The sequence below is a fragment of the Pseudomonas brassicacearum subsp. brassicacearum genome, assembly GCF_008801605.1.
GTDB lineage: Bacteria > Pseudomonadota > Gammaproteobacteria > Pseudomonadales > Pseudomonadaceae > Aquipseudomonas > Aquipseudomonas brassicacearum.
Map to the genome: position 1 here is coordinate 50,590 of NZ_VZPJ01000008.1, position 26,747 is coordinate 77,336.

Consider the following 26,747-nt stretch of genomic DNA (forward strand, 5'->3'; position numbering starts at 1 on the left):
GCGGTATTGTAAATCAGTCGCGTTGGGATGGGCTTGGGTTTTCAGGCATTTCTGGCGGTAGCCGCTCAAAAGGATCTAGGGGCGGCCCGTTCTACCGCGACGCATATGGATGAGTGCGGTTCTACGACTGTCTGGAGAAACTCGCTCTTCAACAGCGAAGGGCAAAAAGCCCAGCTTTGGATAAAGCAGCAAGCCTGCCGTGTTTTCATTGAAACACGATACCTGCACCTCAGTGGCGTCATAACGGTCGAACGCCAGGGCCGTCATCGTTTCCACAAGAAAGGTTGCAACGCCTTTACCTCGTGCCTCTTGGGCAACGATGACATTGCCGATACAGCAAACTCCACCTGTTTCAGCCCGATAGAAGTTAGCAAAACCAACGACACGGTTCCCAGCCTCGATGACCGTCGAATCGAATCGTTGAGCGATGGCGTCAGACAGCTGAGCCTCAGTCAGGGGGTATTGGGCTTTCGGGAACATATAGAACAGTTCCCGAGCGTCCTGCGCAAAGCTGCAGAGGGTCTTGATGTCATCAGCCTTCACTGGCCGACTTTGCAATATCATTGGGCGTCCTTGAGATCTATGCGCTTGGTGCCTTGGCTCACCTGATTTTGCTCAAACATCTGTCGGGGCGCCAGGACCGGACCGATTCCAAAAGGATGAATATGACATTGACGGTCGAACGCTTGGTCAGGATGGCAATGACCAATCCAATCAACGCGCAGATCACCTCGCGCTTACCTTCACTCGGGTTGAATCAATGCATGCTCACGGCTGGCTGCCTGTTCCAAGCCGTCTGGAATCATCAGTCGCAACGGCCACCGGCTTGGGGCGTAAATCCCTGCTCCAGGATAGAAACGCCTACCAACTCAAGCTTGACTCATCGTCCCCGAAAAACTCGCCTCCACCGGCCCGATAAGAAAGACCGCCCCCACGCCATCCCATTGAACCGTCACGCTTCCACCATCACATTCAACCTCGACGGTGCTGTCCAACAAACCACGACGAATTCCATTAACAACCGCGCCACACGAGCAAGAACCTGAACCCAGTGCAATCCCTGCACCGCGCTCCCAGATGCGCAACCGAATATGCGTGCGATCAATGATCTGGACAAAATGAACGTTGGTCCTGAGTGGGAATAGCGCGTGGGTTTCGATGGCCGGGCCGATGGTCGCGATATCAACGGTTGCCAAATCTCCCACAAAGTAAGTGCAGTGCGGATTACCCATGCTGCACGCGGCTGGACTGCCGGCAAGTGGCAACACAGCGGTGTCCAGTGCTTGCGCCAAGGGGATGTCCGACCAGCCGAAAAGTGGCACACCCATGTCGACGGAAATGTCGCCGGTTGAGGTACGCTCGCACGTGAGCAGACCACGGTTGGTGCGCAGCGCTACCGAAGCAACATTTGCTTCGCGCATCAGCATATCCGCCGCTCCCCGTGTTGCGCTGCCGCAAACGTTCCAGCGCGGAGCCATCCGCGTTCCAGAACATCACGCGCGCATCGGCATCGTCGCAATCGAGCAACACCGCGAGTTGGTTGAAGCCCACGCCCAAGTTCCGATCCCCCATTCGCTGGGCCATGGCACTCGTCACCGGGTTGGCCGAATTTCGCGAATCGACAATAACGAAGTCATCGCCATTGGCATGCATCTTTTGAAAGTTCAGCGGCATGCAAACGCCCTGCTGGAGATGGAAATGGAATTACCGTCGGGGTCCTTGGCGTTGGCGAAAGAGTAACCGTCCGCCCTGTGCGTAGCGCCAAACTTCAGGCCTTGGGCCAGGCACTTTGCCTTGAAACCCTCGACATCCTGGAGATCAAAGACAAGCTTTACGGTAACTTGCCCTGTTTTAACGGCCTTCCCTGCCGGGTGAACCATCAGGATCGCGCCACCGTTTGCAGGGCTCAATTCGGTGACGCGGTCATCGGTTTTTCTTTCACTGGTAAAACTGAAATGACGCTCATAAAAATCGCAGGTCGCTTGAACGTCCCGGACATACAGCATGATTCGATTGAGTGACGGTTGCATGTGTTCTTCCTTGATCAATGTCGACGATGAAACTCATGATGACGAAGCTTGATTCCGTTCAATGCACTCCAGGTTTGGCCTTCCTTTCAAGCCACGCGTCACGCGTCATCTCCCAGACCTCCTTGAGCAACACCCCACAGACAAAATCCCCTTCCTGCGTCCCGATCAGGCGCATGCCTTCGCGCTCCGAAATCCTGCGCGAAGCAAGGTTGCCCACTGCCTTGGGCACTTGCATGACAGGGCGCCCCAGCGCTTCAAACCAATAGGCATTGATCACTTCACAAGCCTCGCGCATGTAGCCCTTTCCCTGCCATTGCGGCGCCAGCCAGAAACCACGGTTGTTGCCGGGCTGGTCGTAGAGGCTGATGCTGCCGATGCTCTGTGTCGGCTCTTCGGCAATACGGATCATCCAGTGCCACTCGCGTCCGGCTGCAATAGCGGGGAGCGCATGGTCGCGCACGTACGTCAGCGCGCCGTCATCCGGATAAGGCCAGGGCACGCGGCTGTCCAGGTAACGGACCACTTCCCAATGGGGAAATAGCTGTTGGATCGCCGGTGCATCCGTCAGTTCAAGGGGGGTGAGGATGAGACGGCGGGTTTGGAACGTGGGGATGGGGCTCATGATGAAACTCCTTTTTCAACGTTATGGCGTCCTTGGAAAACCCTCCACGCTAAAAGTTATCCGTCGCCCTGCACAGTTTGCTGTCCTCCAAGGATAAAGGGGGAAGCTCGGTCGTTTTCACGGACAGTTGCTTGAGGGTCACCGTGCACTTGTATCGCCCCGCGGCGTCCAGCTGGTAGTCCGCCCCTGCTTTAGGGACAAAGCGGAACATGTTGTAGCATTGAGCACCGATGTAATGAAACGCGATGGGCTGCCCGGCAGGCACCAGCAGCTCAGTCATTACCGTGGAAGATGAGTGTTTGTCGTCATCCGGCATGCCCAGGCTTTCGCCGTTGCGATTGGCGTAGCCATCGCGGAACGCCACCATGACGCCCGCGCCCGGCAGGCGGAAGTCCACACAATCGGACTTGGGTACGGCCCTGACCATGCCATCGCTGATCACCCGCAAGCGCGCGGTCTCGCCACCGTCAGGCGTTGAATAAGGGGTGGAGAAAGAGCGGACATCCGACAGCGCTCCACAGCCGGTGAGCAGGGTCAGGACGCTGATGCTCAAGGCATACTGCAGCACGCGGGACGACTTTTTGCGCGGGCAGAAGTTGATTCGGGAGTTGAGAGGGCGTGGCGATTGGCTCACGATGATGCTCCATGCGGGTCAGATATCCATGGCCAACGACGGTCGAGAGGAACGCGATGCCAGCGCGAGATTTTATAGAGGGTTCGGGGATTGGCTGCAATGGCCGATGTATCGGGCCGCGTATCATCCTGAGCTCCCGTGGATCGACAACCAACCCGGCCCCCTGATCAGCAGATGATTGCCCTACCCCTTGTCCGGCTCTTTGGCCGTCTTTCTGCGACCCTTCGAAGTCACTACTTTGTATTCACCGGCACCGGCCTCTTCCACTGAATATGCGATCAAAGAATCCTCGTGCAAAAGGTAATGAGCTGAAGTTTTACTGACGGAAAGAGGGACAGTTTCGATATGAGCCGCCACCTTTGCTGAAGTCGCGGTCAAGAAAGCACTCGGCTCCATCGCAAACCGCTCCGCCAGCGCATACGCCATCTTGTGGCTGATAGGCCTATCGCCATTGAGCACTTTGGACACCGCCGTTTTATCACCGATCTCAGGGAGGTCTGAACCGGTGAGCCCGCGCGTCTCCATCAGATCCTTGATCAATTGCACAGGCGTGCAGGTCGCCTCAAAAGCGGCATGGGACTCGCGAAACTGTTCGCAGTTGCGCTGGTAGGCCAGGATTTCGTCCTCGAGCTCAACGAGAATTTTCTCCTCAGTCTTGCTCAGTTCGCGCCCGTCGGTGAGCGCATCGAGCAGGTCGGTCGCACGCTCATAGTCGGCAGGGGTCTTGATGCCATGCACAAACTCACCGCGCAGGCGATCCAGTAACGCATGTAGCTCGCCAAGCGTTGCGATCACGGTTTGAAAGTCGTTCCGGGCTGCGCTCATCGTCTTACCCCTTTGTTTCTTGCATACCAGACGTTGGCAACGTCGTAATCGGCATGCGTGTAGATGTGTTTGACGTAGATCTTCTGCCGGGTGTAGTTGACGCCACCTATCACCCTGAGATTATTGGCGCCTACGTCGATCACCACCCAGTTCATTGCGGCTCTGGGCTTGAACAAGTCGACACCGTGCGTACCGAAAAGCTTTTGCAGGTCCGCGAACGCTTTGGGGCGCGCCATCCTCAAAATGCGCAGGCATCGATCAAGCCCGGCCTTGTCGTTCGGGTACAAAATCGCAGCGTCGTCAAAACGTGATGGCGTGAGTATATCCATGGGCTTCCTTGTCTTTGAGCCGATGGCACTCTGGTTGTGTTTTTTAACAACAACGATTTATTGGCAGCAGAGGGACTCATACGGTGGCAAGCAGGCGATTTAGCCGGCAGCATTGGGCCAAATGGGCTTATCACCTACACATCCCGAGACAAAAACATGAACCCTGTCGACTCGAACCGCCTGAAAACCTGGCAGGCCCTTTCCTCGTTCTTCCTGGATACCGAGATCGACGACCTGACCTACAACTACATCGCTCGCGTAGTCCTTGAAACCAATTATTCGCCAAAGGAAATCCACAGCATCCTGTGGAATGAAGTGTTCCCGGTGCTCGAAGCGAACCTCAGGTCCGTGGCGGGTGAATGGGCGGGATGGACGGATGAGTGGCTGCTGGAGCACATCAGTGCAAGTGATGAGCTGGAGCCCAGGAAAGGCCGCGGCAGCATTGCCAAGGAGATTGCCAGGTGTTGGAGCCAGGTCGCGACGCGGCTCCCACCCGGATACGCTTGATACAACTGCATTGCCTCGTGACGAAGTAATGGTGGTAGATTTCGACGGCATACGTTGAGGATCAAATGTTTCCCAACCGTAACGAATACCGGAAGGATTCCGGGTAGATGCAGGTTTGGCCGGTAATGTGAAAATCACAGGGAGTGACGCAGTGACGATTATCAAGTTCAGCTACAAAGATGCGAGGGGTAATTTGAGTGTCCGAGAACTGATCCAATGGTCAGAGAACTCACTCTACATTCAGGGACGATCCACTGGCGACTCATTCCCAAAAACCTTCCGAAAGGATCGAATTGTTGAGATATTGTCGGGCGCGGAGCTATTACTGAACGACGCCGCCCCTCCCGCTCCAAGGCTTTCGCCAAAACCAAAACCGTCTGCTTTGGCAGCACAGGAGGCCGCCTCCAATTGTCCCCGTCCCAAGTCGCCGCCAGGGGGGATAAATCAAATTCTTTTCACCGGTTTTGCTGCTGCGCATCGGGCAGACCTTGAACAGAAGGCGCAGGATTTTGGGTTAAGGGTGATGAGTACTCCAGGCAAGACTCTGACGTTTCTTTGCTATGGCGATAACGCCGGCCCGACTAAGGTTGCAAAGGCACTAGCGGCTGGTGCTTTCATCTTCGATGCGGAACAGTTTTTGAACCTGATCACTACGGGCGAGATGCCTTGAGACATCCGATGCAGCGTCGATCGAGCGGTTTGACATAGCGACGGAATATCCATCATCCAAGGCAACGGTATGCGGGGCTGGCTAACATGTCTTACTGACCCCGACGTCAAAAGCGATGGTGTCCACCTAATTTAAAGTGGAAATCACTTCTAGCCTGGTTCCATCGGTACTGCCCCACCATGTAATCAATGCCCATCGGCGATATCAGCCTCTGCCTCGCCAATGAGCTCGTCAAGAGACACCCAAAGAGGCGTCTGGTTGGCCTCGATCCGTGCCCCTACCACCTGTGCCAGCTCCAGTTCATCCAGGCGCTCAACCATGGCCTCGTAGACACTTGCCGGGACCATATAGCCCAAGACGCGATTATGGTTCAACACCGCTACTGGCGCGCCGTTAGCACCGCTCAGGACGGATGACGGATTTTTTTTGAGTTCGGATAGGCTGACGGCCAAATCAGCCAAAACGAGTTGCATGGAGGCGGCTCCTTCAAAATAGGTCGTTATTTTGGTCTTTATTAACTGCACGGGCAAAGCACAGACCAGCACATAACCTGAGACCTTACCTCCACTTCCGCTTCAACACAGCAAGTTCATAAATTTGACCGTCTCGCGACCTCCTTAAAGCTCCACACCTTCACCCCGTCACACACCCCTGCGGCACCTTCCCAGCAAAACTATCCACCAGACTCGCCACCACCATCTCCCCCATACGCGTGCGGGTCTGCAACGTCGCGCTCGCGCGGTGGGGTTGCAGCACCACCTGCTCATTGCCAAACAATGCCTCGGGCACATGCGGCTCATCGACAAACACATCCAGCGCCACACCGGCGATTTCACCAGCGGTCAGCGCCGCCACCAGGTCGGCCTCGTTGACCAGTTTGCCCCGGGCCACATTGATCAGATACCCGCCCTGGCCCAAGGCACGCAGCACCTCGGCATCGATGATGGCTTCAGCCTTGTCCGCGGCGGCCGCGAGGATCAGGGCGTCGCTGTCGCGGGCCAGTTGCTTGAGGTCGGCGACGAAGGTGTGGCTCACGTCACTCATGGGCTGCAAGTCGGTGTAGCTGATCGAGCACCCGAACGCGGCGGCGCGGGTTGCCACGGCGCGACCGACCCGGCCCATGCCGACGATGCCGATGCGCATGCCGGACACCTGACGGGCCAATGGCAGCGGGGCCAGTGGCGTCGGGCTGTGGGGCCATTGGCCTGAGCGCACGTAACGGTCACCGGTGCACAGCCCGCGACACACGGCAATCAATAGACCAATCGCCAGGTCGGCGACATCTTCGGTCAGCGCGCCGATGGTGGCCGTCACGCGGATTCCGCGATCCCTGGCGTAGGCCAGGTCCACGGCATCGGTACCTACGCCGTTGACCGCCACTACTTCCAGCTTGGGCAGTTGGGCCATGAGCGCCTGACTGATGCCGGTATGCCCGCCAGTAATGACACCGCGAATATTGGCCCCGTGTTCTTGCAGATAGGCTTGTTTGTCGGCCTGTTCGAAATAGCGCCGCACCGTGAACAGCTCGTTGAGCCGGGCGTTGATTTCAGGGATCAGGATCGGGCTGAGTTGCAAGACTTCTGGCTTCATGTAGACCTCGTAACAGAATAAAAAAGGCTGGCTCAACCGCGACCGGCAAACGGCATGGCCGTGGCCATGACGGTCATGTTCAGGACGTTGGCCGATAACGGCAGGCCGGCGATGTAGCGCACCGCGTCGGCGACGTGCTTGACGTCCACCATCGGCTCCACCGCGATGCTGCCGTTGGCCTGGCGTACGCCCTTGGTCATGCGCACGGACATCTCAGTGAGGGCGTTGCCGATGTCGATCTGGCTGCAGGCGATGTTGTATTCACGTCCGTCCAGGGCCAGGGATTTGGTCAGCCCCAGCACCGCGTGTTTGCTGGCGGTGTAGGCGCTGCTGAACGGTCGTGGGGTGTGGGCCGAGATCGATCCGTTGTTGATGATCCGTCCGCCCTGGGGCTGCTGCCGGCGCATCAGGCCGAAGGCACCGCGGGCACAAAGGAAAACGCCGTTGAGGTTGGTGTCGATCACGTTTCGCCACTGCTCGAACGTCAGCTCATCCAGCGGCACGGCGGGCGCGTTGACCCCGGCGTTGTTGAACACCACGTCCAGGCGTCCGTAGACCTCGGCGATGGTTGCAAACAGCCCATCGACACTGACCGGGTCGCGCACATCAGTGGACACCGCCAAGGCTTCGCGACCCTGGCTGGCCGCCAACTCGGCCAATGCCTGCAAGGGCTCTGGCCGGCGGCCGGCCAACACCAGTGTGTAGCCGTCTTCCATCAGGCCCAGGGCCACCGCACGGCCAATCCCGCTGCCGGCGCCAGTCACCAAAGCCACTTTCAATGTGTTGGACATGTGGGTTCTCCTTTCTCGAATTCAGTAAGACAAACGCGGACCGACGCGCATTTCCAATTCGCCAATACCGTCGATGCCAGCCGTGATGACATCACCCGGCTGCAACACATCGACGCCTGACGGACTGCCGGTCATGATCAGGTCGCCGGCCCGCAACGCCACCGATTGGGAGATGCGGGCGATCACTTCACTGACCGACCAGATCTGGCTGTCGAGGCTGTCGCGCTGGCGCTCCTGGCCGTTCACGTTCAACCACAACTCGCCATCGGGGTGCCCCGCCCGGGAGACCGGCACGATGGCGGTCATTGGCGCGGCGCCGTCGAACACCTTGGCGCCCTCCCATGGCAAACCGTTGCGCTTGGCCATGCGCTGGACATCACGCCGGGTCAGATCCAGACCCGCCGCGTAGCCCCATACATAAGCCAACGCCTGGCTCTCAGGGATGTTGGCGCCGCCCTCACCGATGGCCACGACCAATTCGATTTCGTGGGCGAACTCCTCGGTCACCGATGGAAACGTCACCTCACCGGCCGCTTCCACCACGCAGCTGGCAGGCTTCATGAAAAACACCGGTGGCACTCGGGATTCACCCTGGGTATCAGGCCAGGGATAGTTGCGGCCAACGCAAAAGACCCGGCCGACGGGAAAACGCTGCGGGGTGCCGACAACCGGCAAGGTCACTGGCAGGTCCGGGGTAAAGACATACTCGGGCATGTTCATCCTGATAAAAGTCCTGTTGGAAGCGTCAGCGTACGGCGGCAATCCCTGGCGAAGTTGGAGGAATGCCGCCTCGTGTTGGAGAAAAACGGTTTTTTCCGGGCTCAGCGCGCCTTCAGTTCAATGCGATACAAACGGCCAAGCAGCAACGAATAGGACAAGGTGCCGATCAGCGCCACGCCACCGATGAACCAGAAAGCCAAGGCGAATGAGCCGGTCTTTTGGACGATCGCGCCAATCACTATGGGGGTGACAATCCCGCCAATGTTGGCCGCCAGGCTGGTGATCCCGCCGGTCAGTCCGATCAGTTCCTTGGGCGCCACTTCCGACACCGCCGCCCACGAGGACGAAGCAATGCCCTGGGCAAAGAAGGCAACCGTCAGCACGGCGATGCAGATCACGTTCGAGTCGGTGAAATTCACCAGGACGATGGACATGCCCAGCATCGACCCGACCACCAACGGCAACTTGCGGGCAAAGGACAGCGAGTAGCCGCGACGGATCAGCAGGTCGGACACGATCCCGGCGAGCAGGATGCCCACCGTCGCGCCCACGAACGGCAGCACGGCGAAGATCCCGGCCTTGATCATGGTCAGCTGACGCTCTTCGATCAGGTACGTGGGGAACCAGGTGAGAAAGAAGTACAGCGCCGACGTGCTGGCGAACTTGCCGATGCAAATCGCCCAGACCTGCCGATAGCTGAACAGCTCGGCGATCTGCCGCCAGTTGAAGCGGGTGCGCTCCTGACTGCTCTTGACCAGCCCTCCCCCAGCTTCGATGTACTTGAGTTCTTCCTTGCTGACTTTCTTGCAGTTCATCGGGTCGCGATACAAGAACAGCCAGGCCACACCGAAGACGATGCCGAGTGCGCCAGTGCTGTAGAACACATGGCGCCAGTCATAGGTGGTCGCCAGCCAGAGCAGCGCACCGGTAAACAGCGCCGTGCCCAAGTACTGGCCGCAGACGTAAATGCTGCTGGCCAGGCCCCGTTCACGCGCCGGGAACCACACCGTGACCGCCCGGCTGTTGGCCGGAAACGCCGGCGCTTCCATTGCGCCGACGGCCAGGCGCAGACCGAACAGCGAAGCGAAGCCCGTGGCCAAGCCCTGGCACACGGTGACGGTCGACCAACTGATCAGCGACACCCCGTAGGTGAACCGGGAACCGAAGCGATCGGCGATGAAGCCGGCGGGCACCAGTGCAATCGCGTAGGTCCAGGCAAACGCGGAAAAAATCAGGCCCATCTCGATCTTGTCCAGGCCCAGGTCCTTGGCGAGGAACGGCGCGGCAATCGAGATATTCACCCGGTCGATGTAGTTGATGATCGTCGCGATCAACAGCAGCGACAGCATGAACCAGCGCCGCCGTGACGGCAGGCGTTCTGGTACTGCGGCGTCCCGGGCGCCGGCAACCACCGGTGCTGCGGCGGTCTGGGAGGTGTGGGAATTCGACATGAGTGGACCTCGTTATTGTTAGAAGCGTCGAAATGTTTACGAGCAGCCGAAATCAATGCCCTCGATGCCGGGGCAGAACAATCGCTACAGGAATGAGAGGTGCGAACAGCCGGTGTCAGGTGTTCGAAGAGACCTTGCAACAGGATCTGCTGCAGGAGCGGTCGGGAGGGTCAGCGAGAAGCAGGAACAGGTTCATGATGTGCGCACCTTTTGATTGTTTTTGGATGGAGGGTCGGGTTGCGTGGCTCAACAGTGGTCGTACAACAAATCAAAATCAACTGAGCTGTTAGATCATTTTTCCCGTTTAAAACCGTGTCCAAGGAACCTGTCCAAAAAAATCAGATTGGTGATTTTTTTCATATTCTTTTTAAGTTTCAATTAACTATTTGTTTTTAAAACATAAATTAACAAAACAGAATTTATCATTCTTGGACAAGCGCCCTACATTTTCGAGAGACAGAAAATTCACGCCTACGGCCTCGTCATCGTATGACTTCTTGAAAGTCATCCAGATACACCGTCACAATCGTCATCACCGCCATGCACCGCAAAGGATTCCCTGGAGATGTCATCACCGAGCCGAGTCCCTACCTATGTCATGCAGCAACGCAGCGAATTGACGGATTTCTACATTCGCGACAAAAAGGGCCGGCGCGCCGAAACCAGCCCGCATCGCCACGAGTATTTCCAGATCCAGATCAACCTCGGCGGCGACACCGTGCAACACATTGGCAACGTCGAACGTCCATTTCCGCGCAACACCCTGGCCTTCATCCTGCCCCACCGCGTGCACGTGATTCCGCACCCGGCCGAGAGCAACTTCATGGTGATCAATTTTTCCCAGACCTTCCTGCTGCCGCATTTGCAATGCGACCCGATGGACCTGGAAGAAGTCTCGATTCTGCTGGCGCCGGAACTGTCGCCGTTCCGTTTCCAGGAACACCTGGACTTCATTCTGGAGGATGAGGATTTCGCCAAAATCTGCGCATTGATCGAGCAGATGCGTGGCCTGGACCAGAACCGTCAGTTCGGCACCCGCGAGATGCTCAAGGGCTTGTTGCTGCAACTGATCGGCAGCGTCTGCGCCTTGTACGCCGAGCCGCTCAAGCGCCTGGCCGAAGAGAACGCCGCCGAAGTCAGCCGACGCGATGCGCTGGGCCGGATGTCCGAGTACCTGCGCAAGAACATCGCCGACCCCGACCTCAACCTGATCAAGGTGGCCGCGGCGACTTACCTGTCACCGACCTACCTGACCCACTGGCTGCGCAAGGAAATTGGCAAGACCTTCACCGAGCTGGTGCTCGAACGTCGGATGCATGCGGCGCGCAATTACTTGCTCAACGGAACACGGCCAGTGGGCGAAGTGGCGAGGTTGTGCGGGTTTGCCGACGAGGCCTATTTTTCCAGGCGTTTTCGCCAGATACACGGACAGCCGCCGGGGCAGTTCAGGCGGCAGCAGTTGAACCCGGACAGTCCGCAGTTGCCGTTGAATACATAAGCCGACAATCGCGGATACGGGTCACCGCAAGATCAACACCGCGGCCACCGCAATCACGGCCACCACGCCAAAGACCATCCGCGCGATCCAGGGCGCGGTGAGCCAGACGCCGGTCACCCCGGCAATCTGCCCCACGTTCTTTTCGGTCAGGCGGAAACTCGGCTCCCGAAAAGGATTGCCGCAATGTGGGCAGGCGTAGGCCTTGTCGGAAATTCTGGAAGCGCATTCAGGGCAATCGATCAGACTCATGTGCGACCTCAGGGAGAGACGAACTTGGGGTACTGACAGAGACCACGCATCTCCAGTTTTTGTTCTGAATCGAGTAAACCTTTTGCAGAGCACACTACGGAAAAGCGAACTGCTTCACAGCCAACAAGATAGTCCAGCCACTACTGTGGGGGTTCTACGCGCCGGATAAGATCGTTCAGCACGTAAGTGTCCAGAAAGGCTGTGACTTCAATGATCTGACCATTCTTGAAGGTCATGTGCCACAGGTAGGTGTTGTTGTAGGGTTTGTGATCAAGCGCCATGGCTGTTCCGTTCCACAGAACAACCACGACATCATTCTGAGCCACGATGCTCTGCACCGTGGGGACAATCGGTGTTGCCAGTCGCGCGGTAATCGGCCGCACGACTTGGGCCAGCTCAGCCTTGCTGTTATAGACACCGGAAACAGGACTCGTCCCGGCCACGGTCCATTTCGCATTGGGCGCCAGCAGATCGAACACCGTGCCTTTGCCCTGCTGCCAGTGAGTGAACGCCTGGCGGACCAGCGTCGCATTCGCGTGCTGGGTGTTTTCCGAAGCCCAGACGTTGTTCGTAAAAAATATAAAAGACAGTGCAAGCGCCTGGACGCGCCAAGCGAAATTCATCCATCTGGTCATGATGTTCTCTCACAGCAATGCAGTTGATAAGACGCTCTTCCAGGAGAACCTTAACGGCATGTGCCCAGAAACCTTTGCCCGATACTGCTGTGAGGTTGCCTGATGCTATTCAGTGGCGAGGTTCCACGAGCAGCCGTTCATCAAGCAATTTGCCGTGCCTTTCTGCCTTCAGTCTTCGCGACCTTCTTGCACCTGTGCTCAAACTCCCACCCCCAACGGGAAGCTATCGCACGCCAGGGGAGAATTTTTCATTCCGAGAGAGAGGCTGGTTTCCAGAATCGCCCGGCCAGCCAGCGACTGACACTCAAGGTCCAGGCAAACAGAGCGATCAATCCGACACTAAGCAGCATCCCATTCACGCCCGTGCTGCTGATGAGCTTGCCGGCGATAAAGGGAAACCCGAATACGCCAATGAAGTAGGACAGGCTGAAAAGCAGCAGTGCTTGTGCGGTCAGTCCAGGTGGCGCCTCGTTGGCAGCCAAGCCATTAATGACGGAATAGTTGAGACCATAACCGACCCCAAGCAAGGCGGCGGTCAACCCATAACTCAGACTGTCATGGACCCACACACTGAACCCCGTCACGGCGACCAGCATCAGCGTGGTCAGCAGGCAAGAAGTCGCGAAAGGGTCACGGCTGACCACCCACCCGGCAATCAACAACCGACAAGCGATAGCCGCCCCCATGAAACCGACGAAAAACAGGGAGTAGTCAAGCCCCTGACTGGCTGCATAACTGGTCTGGAAACTGCCCAGGCCACCGAAGATCGCGCCCCCCAGCCCTACCATCAAAATGGACAACGCTGAACGTGAGCGCAGCACATCCGTCGCCGATCTCAGCCCTATCCGAGCCTTATCGCCAGACCGGCGCTCCACTTCGGCAAAGCCCGTTCTCAGCCACCAGAAATACAGCCCACCCAGCGATGCCGCGGCAGCGGCAAAGAAGAAAGCTGTCTGGATGGGTAACCCAACGGAGCTGGCCAACTTGCCTGACAGAGGGCCACTACCGATCCCCGTCAACATGCTGCCCGACAAAAGCGCGAAGCAATGAGTCCGCCTGGCTGGCTCGACCATCGCTGCGACCATGATGGGCCCAACCGTGTAAAACAGTCCCCACCCGATCCCCAGCATCAAACCGCAGGCCAACAAACCGATGCCAAGGTCCGATAGCAGCGCAAAACCCATGGACGCAATGACCAGAAATACAGCGCCAAGGGCCATGCACAGTGCAGCACCTACGCGCTGCATCAAATGCCCCGAGGCGACCACCGCGACCAGGGTACTCGTCATGGCAACGGCAAAGACCTGCCCTGCATCGCGCTCAGTTCCCCCCAGGGAGGACACCAGCAGCGAGACCAGGAAAGTGGCGCCATAAGAAATGGACAGAAGGAAACTGGCTACGCAAAACAGGCCGAATCGATTGGAGGGCCTGTCGTTGGAGAGCGGTGGCATCGGAGTTTTCCCACGCGTTGAACAGGCCGTTTTGTAGCACGGCTACATGGGGGGATAGTCATTTGGGTGGCGGAGTCAAGGTTAGGAAATCCACACCTTTTGCGCTGCCGGCGTATCATCTGGGGGCCATTGCCCCTATCGTCATTTTTTCAGACGGCAGAAACCACAAAACCCCTGGTTTTCTTGGAAAACCAGGGGTTTTGTGTGTATCGAATGTGGCGGTGAAGGAGAGATTCGAACTCTCGATACAGTTTCCTGTATACACACTTTCCAGGCGTGCTCCTTAAGCCACTCGGACACTTCACCGTATCTCGGCAAACTGTTCAGTCTGTCGAGGCGCGCTAATGTAGTCGAAAGCTTTTCCGATGGCAAAGGTTTTTTTCAGAATTTTCATGCGGTTAAGCTTGGTCGAGCATTTCAAACGCGCTTGGGCATGGCAAACCGGCCAATCTTCGGGGCTATGCAGACGCTGCTCTATAGATGAAGGCGAAGCAGGATGGGCGGGCCAGGCTGTTTGCAGGGCCTGGGGCTGACCGGTGAGTCAGTCACGGCGCTTTACCTGACCTGCGGCGGTGAGTAACGTCTGCGTCACTTCTCTTACAAGGAATAGCGTCATGAGCGACTTGATTGCCTACCATCTCGAAGACGGTATCGCGACCCTGACCTTGAACAACGGCAAGGTCAATGCCATCTCGCCAGATGTGATTGCCGCGTTCAACGCAGCGCTGGACCAGGCGACGGCGGATCGGGCGGTGGTGATCATTACCGGGCAACCGGGGATTTTGTCGGGTGGTTATGATCTGAAGGTGATGACCGCCGGCCCCAAGGAAGCGGTGAGCCTGGTCACGGCCGGCTCGACCCTGGCCCGCCGCCTGTTGTCGCACCCCTTCCCTGTCGTTGTCGCTTGCCCGGGGCATGCGGTGGCCAAGGGTGCGTTCCTGCTGCTCTCGGCGGACTATCGCATTGGTGTGGAAGGGCCGTTCAGCATCGGCCTGAACGAAGTGCAGATCGGCATGACCATGCACCACGCTGGTATCGAGCTGGCCCGTGATCGCCTGCGCAAGTCGGCGTTCCATCGCTCGGTAATCAATGCCGAGATGTTTAACCCACAGGGCGCTGTGGATGCCGGCTTCCTCGACAAGGTGGTGTCGGCCGAAGAACTGCAGGGCACGGCCCTGGAAGCGGCGCGTCAGTTGAAGAAGATCAACATGACAGCCCACAAGAACACCAAGCTGAAAGTGCGTAAGGCTCTGCTGGATACGCTGGACAGTGCGATTCTGCTGGATCAGGAGCACTTGGGCTGACGCTGTAGGAGCTGTCGAGCAGAGCGAGGCTGCGATCTGTTGATCTTTCGCTCCGGACTCAATGGGTAATGGAAAGATCGCAGCCTCGCTCCGCTCGTCAGCGCCTACGAGCCCAGCGAGAGCAAACTCCCTCACCACCGGTGCAGCCATCCCCTAGAGCCAGGCTTTTTTCCTACGCGCGTCGTTTAAAAGTCCGCAACCGCTCTGGGCCGCTTCTGTCACGACGCGTGGAAACATGCGCTTAAACATCGTCCATCTCCTACCTCTATAGCGGCAATTGCCGAAAACAGTGCACATCCGTACACTGCGCCACCTTTTGTCCCGATGGGGCCTGTAGATGCTGTTTGTATTGCGTATGTTGTTGATGGGCCTGCATTTTGTATTGGCTGGCGTGCTCGGGGTGATTCTGGGGCTGTGCCGGCCGTTCAACCCGGACAACAGCCGTTTATGCGCAAGGTTGTACGCGTTGCCGGCGATGTGCATTTTGCGCCTGCGGGTCCGCACGCAAGTCGACTCGCTGGTGAATAAGCCCAACGGCTGCGTCATCATCGCCAACCACCAATCCAACTACGACCTGTTCATGTTTGGCAACGTGGTGCCGCGCCGTACCGTGTGCATCGGCAAGAAGAGCCTGAAATGGGTGCCGCTGTTCGGGCAATTGTTCTGGCTGGCGGGCAACGTGTTGATCGACCGCGGCAACGCGATCAAGGCCCGAAAGTCGATGCTGACCACCACCCATACCTTGCAGCACGAGGACACCTCTATCTGGGTTTTCCCGGAAGGCACGCGCAATTTGGGCGAGGATCTGCTGCCGTTCAAGAAAGGCGCCTTCCAGATGGCAATAGCCGCCGGAGTGCCGATTGTTCCGGTGTGCGTCAGCAGCTACATCAAGCACATGCGCCTCAATCGCTGGCGCAGCGGTGACATCCTCATACGTTCATTGCCGGCGATTCCTACGGCCGGATTGAGTATGGATGACATGCCCCAGCTCATTGCCCAATGCCGTGAACAGATGCGCGAGTGCATCGCGACAATGGACCGGCAGTTGCAAGCCGCCTGAATGGAAACCCGCCCCCTCGGCGGGTTTTCTTTTGCCGCCGAACTCCGCAGATTTTGCTGACTCTCAAGCTACAGGGCGCGTTAAGCTAAACGCTGCCTGCCACTGCCATTTCCAATAAGAAGTGAACCACCATTATGGGTAGAGTCGTTGCTGCTGCGGTCTACAGCGCCGGTAAGAAAGTCACCAATATCACCCTCGACGAAGGCAGCGCCTGGGCTGCCAAACCTGGTCATTTTGTATGGATTGGTCTCGAAGAGCCGAGCGCCGTGGAGCTGACCAACCTGCAGCGGCAGTTCAACCTGCACGAATTGGCGATCGAAGACGCCATGGAGAAACACAGCCGGCCCAAGTTGGAGACCTTTGGCGATGCGCTGTTTATCGTCACGTATTCGCCGATACGCAAGGACGGCAAGCTGCTGTTCATCGAAACCCATATCTTTGCCGGCAAGGGCTACATCATCACGGCTCGCAACGGCCACTCAGCGTCCTACGCCCATGTCCGGCAGCGCTGTGAGGCACGTCCGCTTTTGCTGAAACACGGGGAAGATTTCGTCCTCTACGCCATCCTTGATTTCGTGATTGAAAACTACCAGCCCATGGGTGAGGCCATTCACGCCGAAATCGATGAGCTGGAACACAATGTCATGTGCAGCTCCCTGAACGAACGGGACATCCAGAACCTGCACAGCTTGCGCCGCGACGTATTGCGCCTGCGCCGTTACGCGGCGCCAATGGTGGAGATCAGTGAAGAGTTGCAGAAACTCGACTTCCCCTTTATCGACAAGAACATGAGCCCGTATTTTCGCGACGTGCAGATTCATGTCACGCGGCAAATGGAAGACCTGACCACCCTGGCCGACATCGCCAGCCAAACCATCGAAGTCGGCGTGCTGCTCGAAGCGTCGCGTCAGAGCGTGGTGCAGCGCAAGTTCGCGGCTTGGGCGGCGATCCTGGCGTTTCCCACGGCCGTGGCCGGGATCTATGGGATGAACTTCCAGGACATGCCGGAGTTGAGTTGGCAATACGGCTATTTCGCGGTGCTGGGGGTTATTGCGGTGGGCTGCTCATCACTGTGGTGGAGCTTCAAGCGATCGGGGTGGTTGTAGGCGAACAGTGGAATTTGTGTGGGATTCATCGTCGGAACGCCGCCCGAAGCAAGCTCGCTCCCACAAGGGATTTGCGTCGTACACAGATCCAGTGTGGGAGCGGGCTTGCTCGCGAAGACGGCGGCACATCCAACATCAACGCCAACTGATCCACCGCGATCGCGAGCAAGCTCGCTCCCACATTAGAGAGTGGTGATCTTTAGCCTTGGGTGGCTTCGGCCTGCGGCTTGTGAGCGACGAAACGCATCATCCACTCCGCCACCGTGGTGCCATGGTGCTCGTGGGCAAGGCTCGCCACGCCCTGGCTATAGATCTGCTCGCCGAGGTGTTGCTGGCGAATCTCCAGCAAGGCCCGGGAATAATCATGGATGAATTCCGGGTGACCCTGGAAGCACAGCACCTGGTCGTTGATGTGGTAGGCGGCAAACGGGCAGAAATCGCTGGAGGCGATGACCGTCGCGCTTTCGGGCAGTTCGGTGACCTGGTCCTGATGGCTGATCAGCAACGTCAGCTCTTCCATCACCGGGCTCATCCAAGGCGCCTTGGCGGCGAGTTTGTAGCGATGGGTGCCGACGCCCCAGCCTTGGGTGGCGCGTTCGGTCTTGCCGCCCAGCAACAACGCCAGCAGCTGATGACCAAAGCACACACCGAGCAATTTATCGCCGCGCTGGTAGCGCTCCAGCAGGTAGGTCTTGAGGGTTTGAATCCAAGGGTCGGTGCCGAAGGAGTCAGCCTTGCTGCCGGTCACCAGATAAGCGTCGAACTGCTCGTCATCGCTGGGGTAATGCCCCTCCATCACGTTGTACACGACGAATTCGGCCGCAATGGGCTGCTGCGAAAACAGGCGCTGGAACATCTGCCCGTAACCCTGATATTGGTCGACCAGTTCCGGACGCAGGATATCGGTTTCCAGAATGCAGATGCGTAGCGACATAAAAAATACCTGACACGATGATGGGAATATTGCACACCCCAGAGCCTGCCCTGAAACACGGTCCCAAGGCAAGCCCCTTCCCGGGTCTGTCAGAACAGTTCGTGGCGAGCGGCTTTCTCCAATAGCAAGGCCGGCGGTGAGAAGCGCTCGCCGTATTGCTCGGCCAGATACTGGGCGCGACCGACAAAGTCCTGCAGGCCATATTGATTGATGAACTGCAGTGCACCGCCGGTCCAGGCCGCGAAACCAATACCGAAGATAGAGCCGACGTTGGCGTCAGCCGTCGAAGTCAGCACCCCCTCTTCCATGCAGCGCACGGTTTCCAGGGCCTGGATGAACAGCAGGCGATCACGGATATCCTGCGGGGAAATCTGCCCGTCGGCTTTCTCGAAGCGGCTTTTGAGCGACGGCCACAGGGACTTTTGCCCATTGGCCGGGTATTCATAGAAACCGGCGCCGGCGGCCTTGCCCGGTCGCTTGTATTCGTTGAGCAGCAAGTCAATCACGGCGAACGCCGGATGCTCAATCGGCGTTTTCCCTTCTGCGCACAGGTCCTTGGCGGTTTGCGCGCGGATATGGCTCATCAGGCCGAGGGAAACTTCGTCAGAGATCGCCAGAGGCCCGACCGGCATCCCGGCCTTGCGCGCTTCGGTCTCGATCATCGGCGCACTCACGCCCTCGCCGAGCATGGCGATGCCCTCATTGGTAAAGGTGCCGAATACCCGGGACGTAAAGAAGCCGCGACTGTCGTTGACCACAATCGGCGTCTTGTTGATCTGCAGGACAAAATCGAACCCCCGGGCCAGGGTCGCGTCACTGGTGCGTGCACCCTTGATGATCTCCACCAGGGGCATTTTCTCCACCGGGCTGAAGAAGTGCAGGCCGATGAACTTCGTCGGGTCCGGCACAGCCATGGCCAGGCCGGTGATGGGCAAGGTCGAGGTGTTGGAAGCGATCACCGCATCATCGCCCACCACCGCCTGGGCGGCGGCCGACACGCTGGTTTTCAGGGCGCGATCTTCGAACACCGCTTCGATGATCAGGTCGCAGCCGGCCAGGTCTGCGTTGCTGTCGGTGGGGTGAATCCGCGCCAGCGTGGCTTCGCGCTGCTCGGCGGTGAGTCGGCCGCGGGCGACCTTTTTATCCAGCAACGCCGCCGAACGGGCCTTGCCCTTCTCGGCCGCCGCCAGATCGACATCCTTGAGGACCACTGCGATGCCGGCCACGGCGCTGACATAGGCGATACCCGCCCCCATCATGCCCGCGCCGAGCACGCCGACTTTTTTCGTCAGATACGGCGCAAAACCCTGTGGGCGAGAACCACCGGCCTTGATCTCGTTGAGCTGGAACCAGAAGGTGCCAATCAGGTTCTTCGCCACCTGGCCGGTGGTCAGTTCGGTGAAGTAGCGGGTTTCGATCACGTGCGCGGTGTCGAAATCAACCTGGGCGCCCTCCACCGCAGCACAGAGGATTTTCTCCGGCGCCGGCAGGCAACCCTGGGTCTTGTTGCGCAGGATCGAAGGGGCGATTGCCAGCATTTGCGCAACTTTCGGGTCAGACGGCGTGCCACCCGGCAGTCGATAGCCCTTTGCATCCCAGGGTTGGATGACGCTGGGGTTGGCAAAAATCCAGGCCCGGGACTTGGCCAGCAGTTCGTCACGATCCTTCGCCAGCTCATCGATCAAACCGGCCTGCAGCGCTTGTTGCGCATTGACCTTCTTGCCCTCGAGCAAATACGGCAAGGCCTTTTCCAAACCGAGCAGGCGCACCATCCGCACCACCCCGCCACCGCCTGGCAACAGACCGAGCGTGACTTCCGGCAAGCCGAGCTGCACCGACGGCAGGTCCAGGGCCACGCGATGATGGCAGGCCAGGCAGATTTCCCAACCACCGCCGAGGGCCGCGCCATTGATGGCCGCCACCACGGGTTTGCCCAGGGTCTCCAAGGCACGCAGTTGGGCCTTGAGCAGCAGGACCATGTCGTAGAAAGCCTTGGCCTCGGGCTTGCCGACCTTGATCAATTCATTGAGGTCACCGCCGGCGAAGAAAGTGTGCTTGGCCGAAGTGATGATCACACCGGCAATCGAGTCCTTTTCAGCCTGCAAACGGGCGACGCAGGCGGCCATGGCCTCACGGTACACCGCGTTCATGGTGTTGGCGCTCTGGCCCGGCATGTCCAGGGTCAGGACGACGATCCGGTCCTGGCCGGTTTCGTAACGAATGGCATCGGTCATGAAAAAGTGTTCCTTGAAGTCGGGCTCAGAGGCGTTCAATGACGGTGGCAATGCCCATGCCGCCGCCGACACAGAGGGTCGCCAGGCCATAGCGCAGGCGACGCACCTCCAATTCGTCGAGCAACGTGCCAAGGATTGCGCACCCCGTAGCGCCCAAGGGGTGCCCCATGGCGATGGAGCCGCCGTTGACGTTGACCTTGGCCGGGTCGATGGCCATGTCCTTGATGAACTTGAGCACCACCGAGGCGAAGGCTTCGTTGACTTCGAACAGGTCGATGTCCTCCACCCGCAACCCGGCCTTGGCCAGGGCCTTGCGGGTAGCCGGCGCCGGGCCGGTGAGCATGATGGTCGGGTCGGTGCTGGTGACGGCGGTGGCGACGATCCGCGCCCGAGGTTGCAGGCCCATGGCGCGCCCCTTGGCTTCGGAACCGATCAACATCAGCGCGGCACCGTCGACGATGCCGGAACTGTTGCCCGGCGTGTGCACGTGATTGATTCGTTCGACGTGGCTGTAGACGCGCAGCGCCGTGCCATCGAAGCCCATCTGGCCCATGGCTTCGAAACTCGGTTTGAGCTTGCCCAGACCTTCGAGCGTGGAGTCGGCGCGGATGAATTCGTCGTGGTCCAGCAGCACGATGCCATTCTGGTCCCGCACGGCGACCAGGGATTTATTGAACGAACCGTCAGCCCGGGCACGCGCCGCTTTTTGCTGGGAATGCAGCGCATAACCGTCGACATCCTCACGGCTAAAGCCTTCCAGCGTGGCGATCAGGTCGGCGCCGATGCCCTGGGGAACGAAGTGACCGTGCAGGTTGGATTGCGGGTCCAGCGCCCACGCGCCGCCATCGCTGCCCATGGGCACCCGGGACATGGACTCGACGCCGCCGGCCACCACCAGGTCTTCGAACCCGGAACGCACTTTCATGGCCGCCAGGTTCACCGCCTCCAGGCCCGAGGCGCAAAACCGATTGAGTTGCACGCCTGCCACGCTGACATCCCAATTGGCCACCAGCGCAGCAGTCTTGGCGATATCGGCCCCCTGTTCACCCACCGGGGTCACACAACCGAGCACGATGTCATCGACCTGGCTGGTGTCCAGATCCATGCGCTGCTGCAAGGCGCTTAGCAGACCACCCATCAGGTTCACCGGCTTGACGCTGTGCAAGGCGCCATCGACCTTGCCCTTGCCACGGGGCGTGCGTAATGCGTCGAAAATCAAAGCTTGGGTCATGACGTCCTCGAAACTACGGGGGTAATGCGATGCCTTCAACCATAAGCCCAGCGGCGCCGGATTCAATGACCACAGCGCTCAATGGCGTTGACGGCCACGCTCAGACGAACGGTAGCGAGCTATCGGGTTAACCGATTCAGGAGGGCAAGCTGTCTAGCAAAAGGGCCGGCAGGAAGGTGGCAATAGGCCTCATAGCCTTTTTAGAGCAACCTGTACCAAGCTGATATGAATTGGATCTAAGCCAAGGCCGCCGCGGCCCCTAATGTAATCCTTGTACAAGAAAGTCGTCGGGTTTTGCCGAGGCGCTTGTCGAACAGGAAGTGCAACGCCAGCCGCCATGGATATGCAGGCTGGCTTTTAGGAAATAACAATAAAGGCGGGTCAGCCATGTTCAAACATTCGAAAGTTCGCCAAGCCGGACTCATTCTCTTTGCCACGACGCTGCTGTTGATTTTGCCGAATATCACCAAGGTGATTGGCTGAATCCTGCGCGAGGGCATCTGCATCATCCGTTAGTTGTGTCGCCAAAAAATGTGACGGGTTCTCTGTTCGAGCCGCGATGGCTGTGCCAACCTTTGCGGCACCCCTCGACATGGAAGGCGATCGACTTGAAAGCTCTTATTGTGTTCGGGGCGTTGCTGCTCAGCACGCCCCTTTATGCCGCGCAACTGGTGCTGGAGTTGGGCGCGGGCACGCGCACCTGGCAAACCGAAGAACTGCTCAAGCACCCGGACGCTCAAACGGTCCAGATCGCTGATGACGTTTCCTACAAGAAACCCATGAGCTATCGAGCCGTGCCGCTGACGGCTCTATTGACGGGCATCCAGGCGGACGACCACCTGCAAGCCGTTGCCCTGGACGGCTTCGCTGCCGAAATGCCTGCGGCGCCGTTACTCAACAAGAGTGGCGCCCGAGCGTGGCTGGCGATCGAGGACCCGGCCAAGCCCTGGCCGCCGCTGGGGGAAGGCAAGCACAGCGCCGGGCCTTTCTACCTGGTCTGGACCGATCCGCAGGCTGGCCACATCAGCCCGGAGCAATGGCCCTACGCGGTGGCGACCATCAAGCGCCTGTCGGCCGTGGCCGAACGCTTCCCGGCCCTGCTGCCGGCGCCCAACCTGGCCAAGGACGACCCGGTCAATAAAGGTTTCGAGCTGTTCCAGAAAAATTGCCTGGCGTGCCATCGGCTCAATGGCGCGGGTGATGCGCAGTTCGGCCCGGACCTGAACATCCCTTTCAACCCGACCGAATACTTCTCCGGGGATTTCCTCAAGCGCTACATTCGCGACCCGCAAGCGCTGCGTCGCTGGCCCCAGGGCAAGATGCCCGGGTTCTCGGCAGCGGTGCTGCCGGATTCGGAGCTGGATTTGCTGGTGGGTTATTTGAAGCATATGGCGGGACGCAAGCAGCCATTGGCCCCGTGAGATCGCTTTTTTTGTGGCGAGGGGATTTATCCCCACTGGGGCGCGAAGCGGCCCTGAACCCAGACTCCTCAGTGTGCCAGACGGATTGAGTTGTCTGTTTTGGGTTGCTTGCAGCCCAGCGGGGATAAATCCCCTCGCCACAGAAGCGCCCTCGTCGGAAGGTTATTGTTGTTGCACCGTGATCACCGGTGCAGCAGGCACGACCAGCTTGGCATGCATCTGCTCGCAACCACCGCCGCGGCGCATGCCACGCACCGGGCAGGCGTCCAGGTAATCCAGGCCCACAGCCAGCTTCAGGTGGCGCTCCGGACGAGCCAGTTGGTTGGTCACATCGAAGCTGTACCAGGCGTCGTCAAGCCAGGCCTCCGCCCAGGCATGGCTTGCCAGGTGTTCGCTCTCTTCGCTGAACAGATACCCCGAGACATACCGCGCCGGCACCCCCAGGCTACGGGCGCAGGCCAGGAAGGCGTGGGTGTGATCCTGGCACACCCCGCTACGACCGGCAAAAGCCTGCGCCGCACTGGTCTCGACCTCAGTGGTGCCAGGGGTGTAGATCATGTGCTGGTTCAGCCCGTGCATCAGGTCGATCAGCGCCGTGCGATCGCGACGCTGCTGGCATTGCTGCGCGGCGAAGGTGCGAAGGGCCTCGTCCGCCTCGGTCAGCCGGGTGAAGCGCAGGAACGGTAGCGCCGATTGGCTCTCGTGCTCGGCTTCGCGCAACGGATCGATGTCCACCTGTCCGCGGGCGCCGATGATGACCGTTTCGTGGGGTTCGTCCAGGGTCAGTACGTGAAGGATGTTACCGAACGGATCCAGCTGCGCCCGCACCGGCCGGGGCAAATCCAGTTGCCAGCTCAACACATGCTGGCGTTCGCTGTCGTGGGGCGTCAGGCGCAGGTACTGGATGCTGGCGCGCACCTGATCTTCATAGTGGTAGGCCGTTTCATGGCTGATCGAGAGTCTCATATGACCTCCAGGTAGGAACTGTGAATGGCATTGCCCAGTTCACGGACCAGTGGGATGAATTCGGTGAGCCAGGCATGCAGGCCCCCGTCGAGGATTTCATTGATGCCGGTGTAGCGCAGGCGTGCGTCCATTTCCGCCGCCAGCCGTTGTGCCTGCCGACCGTTGGTGCCCGGCAGGCTCGCGAGGATCTGGTTGATTTCTTCGGTACAGGCGCGCAGCGAACGCGGCACATCGGCGCGCAACAGCAGCAACTCAGCCACATGGCGAGCGCCCGGGGCGTCACGGTAGATCTCGGTGTAGGCCTCGAAGGACGACAAGGCCCGCAACAAGGCGCTCCATTGGTAATACGCGTGGGCCGTGCCATCGCTGACCGTGTCGGCCTGGTCGCCGGCCATTTCGTAGCGGGCGTCGAGCAAGCGCAGGGTGTTGTCGGCCCTTTCGATAAAGGTCCCCAGGCGAATGAAGCGGAACGCGTCGTTGCGCATGATGGTGCCGTAGGTTGCACCACGAAACAGGTGGGATCGCTCCTTGATCCACTCACAGAAACGGCTCATGCCGTAGCGATTCAAGCCCTGCTCGGCGATACCGCGAATTTCCAGCCAGGTGGCGTTGATGTTTTCCCACATGTCGGCGGTGATTCGCCCACGTACCGCGTGGGCACTGGCTCGCGCGGCGCCGAGGCAACTGTAGATACTGGCCGGGTTGGCCGCTTCCAGGGCAAAGAAATGCAGCAGGCGCTCGGCGTGCAGCTCGCCGTGTCGCTCCCGGTAATCATCCAGCGTGCCGGTGATCAGCAATGGCATGGCCAGCTCGTGCAGGCCGTCGCCACGACCGTCCTGGGGCATCAGTGACAACGAATAGCTGACGTCGAGCATCCGTGCGAGGTTCTCCGCGCGCTCCAGGTAGCGCGACATCCAGTACAGGTCCGAGGCGGTTCTACTCAGCATGGCAGCTCCTCAATCCTCGACTACCCAAGTGTCCTTGGTCCCACCGCCCTGGGATGAATTCACCACCAGGGAACCTTCGCGCAGCGCCACCCGTGTCAGCCCGCCAGGCACCACGCGGGTCTCACGGCCAGCGAGCACAAACGGCCGCAAGTCGATGTGGCGCGGGGCGATGCCGTTTTCGACAAAGGTCGGGCAGGTCGAGAGCGACAGCGTCGGCTGAGCGATGTAGGCGTGCGGCTTGGCCTTGATCCGTTCGCGGAAGGCATCGATCTGCGCCGTCGTCGCGGCCGGCCCCACCAGCATTCCATAACCGCCGGAACCCTGGGTTTCCTTGACCACCAGGTCGGGAAGATTCGCCAACACGTGGGACAGCTCGGCAGGATTACGACATTGCCATGTAGGAACGTTCTTCAGGATCGGCTCTTCGTCCAGGTAAAAACGGATCATGTCGGTGACGAACGGGTACACCGACTTGTCGTCCGCCACGCCCGTGCCGATGGCATTGGCCAGCACCACGTTGCCGGAACGGTAGGACGACAACAGGCCCGGCACCCCGAGCATCGAGTCCGGATTGAAGGCCAGTGGATCGAGGAACGCATCGTCGAGGCGACGGTAGATCACATCCACCGCTTTCGGGCCGTCGGTGGTGCGCATGAACACTTTGTCATCGCGCACGAACAGGTCGGCGCCTTCCACCAATTCCACGCCCATCTCCCGGGCCAGGAACGCGTGCTCGAAGAACGCGCTGTTGAAACGCCCTGGCGTGAGCACCACGACACTGGGATCGTCCAGCGGGCTGGAGCTTTTCAGGGTATCGAGCAGCAGGTTCGGATAATGGTCGATGGGGGCGATGCGCTGGGCGGCGAACAGTTCGGGGAACAGGCGCATCATCATCTTGCGGTCTTCGAGCATGTAGCTGACGCCGCTGGGCGTACGAAGATTGTCTTCGAGCACGTAGTACGTGCCGTCACCGTCGCGCACCAGGTCGACACCGCAAATGTGCGCGTAGATGTCACGGTGCAGATCCAGCCCTTGCATCGCCAGTTGGTACTGCTCGTTGGCCAGCACCTGTTCGGCGGGAATGATCCCGGCCCGGATGATCCGTTGTTCGTGGTAGAGATCGGCCAGGAACATGTTCAGCGCCTTGACCCGCTGGATGCAGCCACGTTCGACCACCCGCCATTCACTGGCCGGGATGCTGCGCGGGATCGTGTCGAAAGGGATCAGGCGCTCTGTCCCCTGCTCGTCGCCGTAGAGCGTGAACGTAATGCCAGCACGATGAAACAACAGGTCGGCTTCGCGCCTGCGTTGCGCCAGCAGCTCATCAGGCGTTTCAGCCAGCCAGCGGGCAAACGCCTGGTAATGCGGGCGGACCTGGCCGTTGGCATCGTACATTTCATCAAAACCGCTGCGGATCATGCCGTACTCCTTGTCACCCTGGCAGCAAGGCTTCGCAAGCCCCGTGCCATCGGCATAAACGCTTTATGATCAACGGGTTGGATTCTCCTCTGACAGGCCGCGCACTTTTCTAGTGCAACAAAT

27 protein-coding genes, 1 tRNA gene and 2 pseudogenes are annotated in these 26,747 nt (G+C 59.2%); 8 read left to right on the forward strand and 22 right to left on the reverse strand.

Features of this window, described 5'->3' with window-relative positions:
* Positions 1-75: 75 nt before the first annotated feature.
* Positions 76-564, reverse strand: a complete 489-nt coding sequence (locus F7R20_RS18640) for a GNAT family N-acetyltransferase (protein WP_003204128.1) — start codon at positions 562-564, stop codon at positions 76-78.
* A gap of 101 nt (positions 565-665) precedes the next feature.
* Here F7R20_RS18640 and F7R20_RS32140 point away from each other — a divergent pair.
* Positions 666-836: pseudogene (locus tag F7R20_RS32140) on the forward strand (nucleotidyltransferase family protein); the annotation flags it as partial.
* A 33-nt stretch (positions 837-869) separates the two neighbouring features.
* Here the strand turns inward: F7R20_RS32140 and dapF are convergent.
* From dapF to F7R20_RS18670, 6 genes and pseudogenes are all read right to left on the reverse strand, one after another.
* Positions 870-1,674 (reverse strand): annotated as a pseudogene (gene dapF, locus F7R20_RS18645) (diaminopimelate epimerase).
* Entirely contained in the window at positions 1,665-2,030 is a 366-nt protein-coding gene (locus F7R20_RS18650; RefSeq protein ID WP_003204132.1) for a VOC family protein, read from the reverse strand. The pseudogene dapF and the gene F7R20_RS18650 overlap by 10 nt, the downstream one beginning before the upstream one ends.
* Before the next feature lie 58 nt (positions 2,031-2,088).
* Entirely contained in the window at positions 2,089-2,652 is a 564-nt protein-coding gene (locus F7R20_RS18655; protein WP_003204134.1) for a GNAT family N-acetyltransferase, read from the reverse strand.
* Positions 2,653-2,701: 49 nt separating this feature from the next.
* Positions 2,702-3,286, reverse strand: a complete 585-nt coding sequence (locus F7R20_RS18660) for a hypothetical protein (RefSeq protein ID WP_003204136.1) — start codon at positions 3,284-3,286, stop codon at positions 2,702-2,704.
* Positions 3,287-3,469: 183 nt separating this feature from the next.
* On the reverse strand, positions 3,470-4,111 hold the full coding sequence (locus F7R20_RS18665; protein ID WP_003204138.1) for a helix-turn-helix domain-containing protein: 642 nt from the start codon (positions 4,109-4,111) through the stop codon (positions 3,470-3,472).
* Complete coding sequence (locus F7R20_RS18670) at positions 4,108-4,440, reverse strand: type II toxin-antitoxin system HigB family toxin (protein WP_003204139.1); 333 nt, start codon at positions 4,438-4,440, stop codon at positions 4,108-4,110. The genes F7R20_RS18665 and F7R20_RS18670 overlap by 4 nt, the downstream gene beginning before the upstream one ends.
* Positions 4,441-4,596: 156 nt before the next feature.
* Between F7R20_RS18670 and F7R20_RS18675 the strand changes: the two genes are divergently transcribed.
* Together F7R20_RS18675 and F7R20_RS18680 are read left to right on the forward strand one after the other, a co-directional pair.
* Positions 4,597-4,947, forward strand: a complete 351-nt coding sequence (locus F7R20_RS18675; RefSeq protein WP_003204141.1) for a DUF7079 family protein — start codon at positions 4,597-4,599, stop codon at positions 4,945-4,947.
* Positions 4,948-5,098: 151 nt separating this feature from the next.
* Complete coding sequence (locus F7R20_RS18680; protein WP_223524635.1) at positions 5,099-5,617, forward strand: BRCT domain-containing protein; 519 nt, start codon at positions 5,099-5,101, stop codon at positions 5,615-5,617.
* A 185-nt stretch (positions 5,618-5,802) separates the two neighbouring features.
* Here F7R20_RS18680 and F7R20_RS18685 read toward each other — a convergent pair whose 3' ends face one another.
* The 5 genes from F7R20_RS18685 to F7R20_RS18705 form a co-directional block, all read right to left on the reverse strand.
* A complete protein-coding gene (locus F7R20_RS18685) occupies positions 5,803-6,090 on the reverse strand; it encodes a type II toxin-antitoxin system Phd/YefM family antitoxin (protein WP_003204144.1) in 288 nt (95 codons plus the stop codon).
* A 160-nt stretch (positions 6,091-6,250) separates the two neighbouring features.
* Positions 6,251-7,207 (reverse strand): 2-hydroxyacid dehydrogenase, encoded by a 957-nt coding sequence (locus F7R20_RS18690; protein WP_003204146.1) that lies wholly within the window; start codon positions 7,205-7,207, stop codon positions 6,251-6,253.
* Between the two features lie 32 nt (positions 7,208-7,239).
* Positions 7,240-7,998, reverse strand: a complete 759-nt coding sequence (locus F7R20_RS18695) for an SDR family oxidoreductase (protein WP_003204148.1) — start codon at positions 7,996-7,998, stop codon at positions 7,240-7,242.
* A gap of 21 nt (positions 7,999-8,019) precedes the next feature.
* A complete protein-coding gene (locus F7R20_RS18700; protein WP_003204151.1) occupies positions 8,020-8,718 on the reverse strand; it encodes a fumarylacetoacetate hydrolase family protein in 699 nt (232 codons plus the stop codon).
* Positions 8,719-8,819: 101 nt separating this feature from the next.
* On the reverse strand, positions 8,820-10,169 hold the full coding sequence (locus F7R20_RS18705) for an MFS transporter (protein ID WP_003204153.1): 1,350 nt from the start codon (positions 10,167-10,169) through the stop codon (positions 8,820-8,822).
* A gap of 565 nt (positions 10,170-10,734) precedes the next feature.
* Between F7R20_RS18705 and F7R20_RS18710 the strand changes: the two genes are divergently transcribed.
* Positions 10,735-11,667, forward strand: a complete 933-nt coding sequence (locus F7R20_RS18710) for a helix-turn-helix transcriptional regulator (protein WP_003204155.1) — start codon at positions 10,735-10,737, stop codon at positions 11,665-11,667.
* Positions 11,668-11,688: 21 nt separating this feature from the next.
* Here the strand turns inward: F7R20_RS18710 and F7R20_RS18715 are convergent, their stop codons facing one another.
* The 4 genes from F7R20_RS18715 to F7R20_RS18730 all read right to left on the reverse strand — a co-directional run bounded on the left by F7R20_RS18715 (position 11,689) and on the right by F7R20_RS18730 (position 14,308).
* Positions 11,689-11,916 (reverse strand): integrase, encoded by a 228-nt coding sequence (locus F7R20_RS18715; RefSeq protein ID WP_003204158.1) that lies wholly within the window; start codon positions 11,914-11,916, stop codon positions 11,689-11,691.
* Between the two features lie 140 nt (positions 11,917-12,056).
* A complete protein-coding gene (locus tag F7R20_RS18720) occupies positions 12,057-12,539 on the reverse strand; it encodes a nuclear transport factor 2 family protein (RefSeq protein WP_003204160.1) in 483 nt (160 codons plus the stop codon).
* A 260-nt stretch (positions 12,540-12,799) separates the two neighbouring features.
* Positions 12,800-14,002, reverse strand: a complete 1,203-nt coding sequence (locus tag F7R20_RS18725) for an MFS transporter (protein ID WP_003204162.1) — start codon at positions 14,000-14,002, stop codon at positions 12,800-12,802.
* Positions 14,003-14,218: 216 nt separating this feature from the next.
* A tRNA-Ser gene (locus tag F7R20_RS18730) sits at positions 14,219-14,308 on the reverse strand.
* Positions 14,309-14,616: 308 nt separating this feature from the next.
* Here F7R20_RS18730 and F7R20_RS18735 point away from each other — a divergent pair.
* The 3 genes from F7R20_RS18735 to F7R20_RS18745 all read left to right on the forward strand — a co-directional run bounded on the left by F7R20_RS18735 (position 14,617) and on the right by F7R20_RS18745 (position 17,472).
* Positions 14,617-15,306, forward strand: coding sequence for a crotonase/enoyl-CoA hydratase family protein (locus F7R20_RS18735; RefSeq protein ID WP_003204163.1), 690 nt, complete (start codon positions 14,617-14,619; stop codon positions 15,304-15,306).
* 337 nt (positions 15,307-15,643) lie between these two features.
* A complete protein-coding gene (locus F7R20_RS18740) occupies positions 15,644-16,366 on the forward strand; it encodes a 1-acylglycerol-3-phosphate O-acyltransferase (RefSeq protein WP_003204165.1) in 723 nt (240 codons plus the stop codon).
* Positions 16,367-16,500: 134 nt separating this feature from the next.
* Positions 16,501-17,472, forward strand: coding sequence for a magnesium and cobalt transport protein CorA (locus F7R20_RS18745; RefSeq protein WP_003204167.1), 972 nt, complete (start codon positions 16,501-16,503; stop codon positions 17,470-17,472).
* Positions 17,473-17,671: 199 nt separating this feature from the next.
* Here F7R20_RS18745 and F7R20_RS18755 read toward each other — a convergent pair whose 3' ends face one another.
* From F7R20_RS18755 to F7R20_RS18765, 3 genes are all read right to left on the reverse strand, one after another.
* A complete protein-coding gene (locus F7R20_RS18755; RefSeq protein ID WP_003204170.1) occupies positions 17,672-18,406 on the reverse strand; it encodes an amidotransferase in 735 nt (244 codons plus the stop codon).
* A gap of 89 nt (positions 18,407-18,495) precedes the next feature.
* The gene (locus F7R20_RS18760) at positions 18,496-20,640 is read right to left on the reverse strand and encodes a 3-hydroxyacyl-CoA dehydrogenase NAD-binding domain-containing protein (RefSeq protein WP_003204171.1); all 2,145 of its coding nucleotides are present in this window, start codon (positions 20,638-20,640) and stop codon (positions 18,496-18,498) included.
* A 25-nt stretch (positions 20,641-20,665) separates the two neighbouring features.
* Positions 20,666-21,871 carry an acetyl-CoA C-acetyltransferase gene (locus tag F7R20_RS18765; RefSeq protein ID WP_003204172.1) on the reverse strand — a complete coding sequence of 402 codons (1,206 nt, stop codon included), beginning with the start codon at positions 21,869-21,871 and terminating at the stop codon, positions 20,666-20,668.
* Between the two features lie 608 nt (positions 21,872-22,479).
* Between F7R20_RS18765 and F7R20_RS18770 the strand changes: the two genes are divergently transcribed.
* Positions 22,480-23,292, forward strand: a complete 813-nt coding sequence (locus tag F7R20_RS18770; protein WP_003204173.1) for a c-type cytochrome — start codon at positions 22,480-22,482, stop codon at positions 23,290-23,292.
* Positions 23,293-23,454: 162 nt separating this feature from the next.
* Here F7R20_RS18770 and F7R20_RS18775 read toward each other — a convergent pair whose 3' ends face one another.
* The 3 genes from F7R20_RS18775 to F7R20_RS18785 are packed head-to-tail and all read right to left on the reverse strand — an operon-like array spanning position 23,455 to position 26,624.
* Positions 23,455-24,258, reverse strand: a complete 804-nt coding sequence (locus F7R20_RS18775) for a transglutaminase family protein (RefSeq protein ID WP_003204174.1) — start codon at positions 24,256-24,258, stop codon at positions 23,455-23,457.
* Complete coding sequence (locus F7R20_RS18780) at positions 24,255-25,205, reverse strand: alpha-E domain-containing protein (protein ID WP_003204175.1); 951 nt, start codon at positions 25,203-25,205, stop codon at positions 24,255-24,257. The genes F7R20_RS18775 and F7R20_RS18780 overlap by 4 nt, the downstream gene beginning before the upstream one ends.
* Positions 25,206-25,214: 9 nt before the next feature.
* A complete protein-coding gene (locus F7R20_RS18785) occupies positions 25,215-26,624 on the reverse strand; it encodes a circularly permuted type 2 ATP-grasp protein (protein WP_003204177.1) in 1,410 nt (469 codons plus the stop codon).
* Positions 26,625-26,747: the final 123 nt, after the last annotated feature.

What these genes read in the sequence shown, in the direction of transcription:
- F7R20_RS18640 (WP_003204128.1), bottom strand. Translation starts at nt 564, where the DNA reads ATGATATTGCAAAGTCGGCCAGTGAAGGCTGATGACATCAAGACCCTC.
- F7R20_RS18650 (WP_003204132.1), bottom strand. Translation starts at nt 2,030, where the DNA reads ATGCAACCGTCACTCAATCGAATCATGCTGTATGTCCGGGACGTTCAA.
- F7R20_RS18655 (WP_003204134.1), bottom strand. Translation starts at nt 2,652, where the DNA reads ATGAGCCCCATCCCCACGTTCCAAACCCGCCGTCTCATCCTCACCCCC.
- F7R20_RS18665 (WP_003204138.1), bottom strand. Translation starts at nt 4,111, where the DNA reads ATGAGCGCAGCCCGGAACGACTTTCAAACCGTGATCGCAACGCTTGGC.
- F7R20_RS18670 (WP_003204139.1), bottom strand. Translation starts at nt 4,440, where the DNA reads ATGGATATACTCACGCCATCACGTTTTGACGACGCTGCGATTTTGTAC.
- F7R20_RS18675 (WP_003204141.1), top strand. Translation starts at nt 4,597, where the DNA reads ATGAACCCTGTCGACTCGAACCGCCTGAAAACCTGGCAGGCCCTTTCC.
- F7R20_RS18685 (WP_003204144.1), bottom strand. Translation starts at nt 6,090, where the DNA reads ATGCAACTCGTTTTGGCTGATTTGGCCGTCAGCCTATCCGAACTCAAA.
- F7R20_RS18690 (WP_003204146.1), bottom strand. Translation starts at nt 7,207, where the DNA reads ATGAAGCCAGAAGTCTTGCAACTCAGCCCGATCCTGATCCCTGAAATC.
- F7R20_RS18695 (WP_003204148.1), bottom strand. Translation starts at nt 7,998, where the DNA reads ATGTCCAACACATTGAAAGTGGCTTTGGTGACTGGCGCCGGCAGCGGG.
- F7R20_RS18700 (WP_003204151.1), bottom strand. Translation starts at nt 8,718, where the DNA reads ATGAACATGCCCGAGTATGTCTTTACCCCGGACCTGCCAGTGACCTTG.
- F7R20_RS18705 (WP_003204153.1), bottom strand. Translation starts at nt 10,169, where the DNA reads ATGTCGAATTCCCACACCTCCCAGACCGCCGCAGCACCGGTGGTTGCC.
- F7R20_RS18710 (WP_003204155.1), top strand. Translation starts at nt 10,735, where the DNA reads ATGTCATCACCGAGCCGAGTCCCTACCTATGTCATGCAGCAACGCAGC.
- F7R20_RS18715 (WP_003204158.1), bottom strand. Translation starts at nt 11,916, where the DNA reads ATGAGTCTGATCGATTGCCCTGAATGCGCTTCCAGAATTTCCGACAAG.
- F7R20_RS18720 (WP_003204160.1), bottom strand. Translation starts at nt 12,539, where the DNA reads ATGAATTTCGCTTGGCGCGTCCAGGCGCTTGCACTGTCTTTTATATTT.
- F7R20_RS18725 (WP_003204162.1), bottom strand. Translation starts at nt 14,002, where the DNA reads ATGCCACCGCTCTCCAACGACAGGCCCTCCAATCGATTCGGCCTGTTT.
- F7R20_RS18735 (WP_003204163.1), top strand. Translation starts at nt 14,617, where the DNA reads ATGAGCGACTTGATTGCCTACCATCTCGAAGACGGTATCGCGACCCTG.
- F7R20_RS18740 (WP_003204165.1), top strand. Translation starts at nt 15,644, where the DNA reads ATGCTGTTTGTATTGCGTATGTTGTTGATGGGCCTGCATTTTGTATTG.
- F7R20_RS18745 (WP_003204167.1), top strand. Translation starts at nt 16,501, where the DNA reads ATGGGTAGAGTCGTTGCTGCTGCGGTCTACAGCGCCGGTAAGAAAGTC.
- F7R20_RS18755 (WP_003204170.1), bottom strand. Translation starts at nt 18,406, where the DNA reads ATGTCGCTACGCATCTGCATTCTGGAAACCGATATCCTGCGTCCGGAA.
- F7R20_RS18760 (WP_003204171.1), bottom strand. Translation starts at nt 20,640, where the DNA reads ATGACCGATGCCATTCGTTACGAAACCGGCCAGGACCGGATCGTCGTC.
- F7R20_RS18765 (WP_003204172.1), bottom strand. Translation starts at nt 21,871, where the DNA reads ATGACCCAAGCTTTGATTTTCGACGCATTACGCACGCCCCGTGGCAAG.
- F7R20_RS18775 (WP_003204174.1), bottom strand. Translation starts at nt 24,258, where the DNA reads ATGAGACTCTCGATCAGCCATGAAACGGCCTACCACTATGAAGATCAG.
- F7R20_RS18780 (WP_003204175.1), bottom strand. Translation starts at nt 25,205, where the DNA reads ATGCTGAGTAGAACCGCCTCGGACCTGTACTGGATGTCGCGCTACCTG.
- F7R20_RS18785 (WP_003204177.1), bottom strand. Translation starts at nt 26,624, where the DNA reads ATGATCCGCAGCGGTTTTGATGAAATGTACGATGCCAACGGCCAGGTC.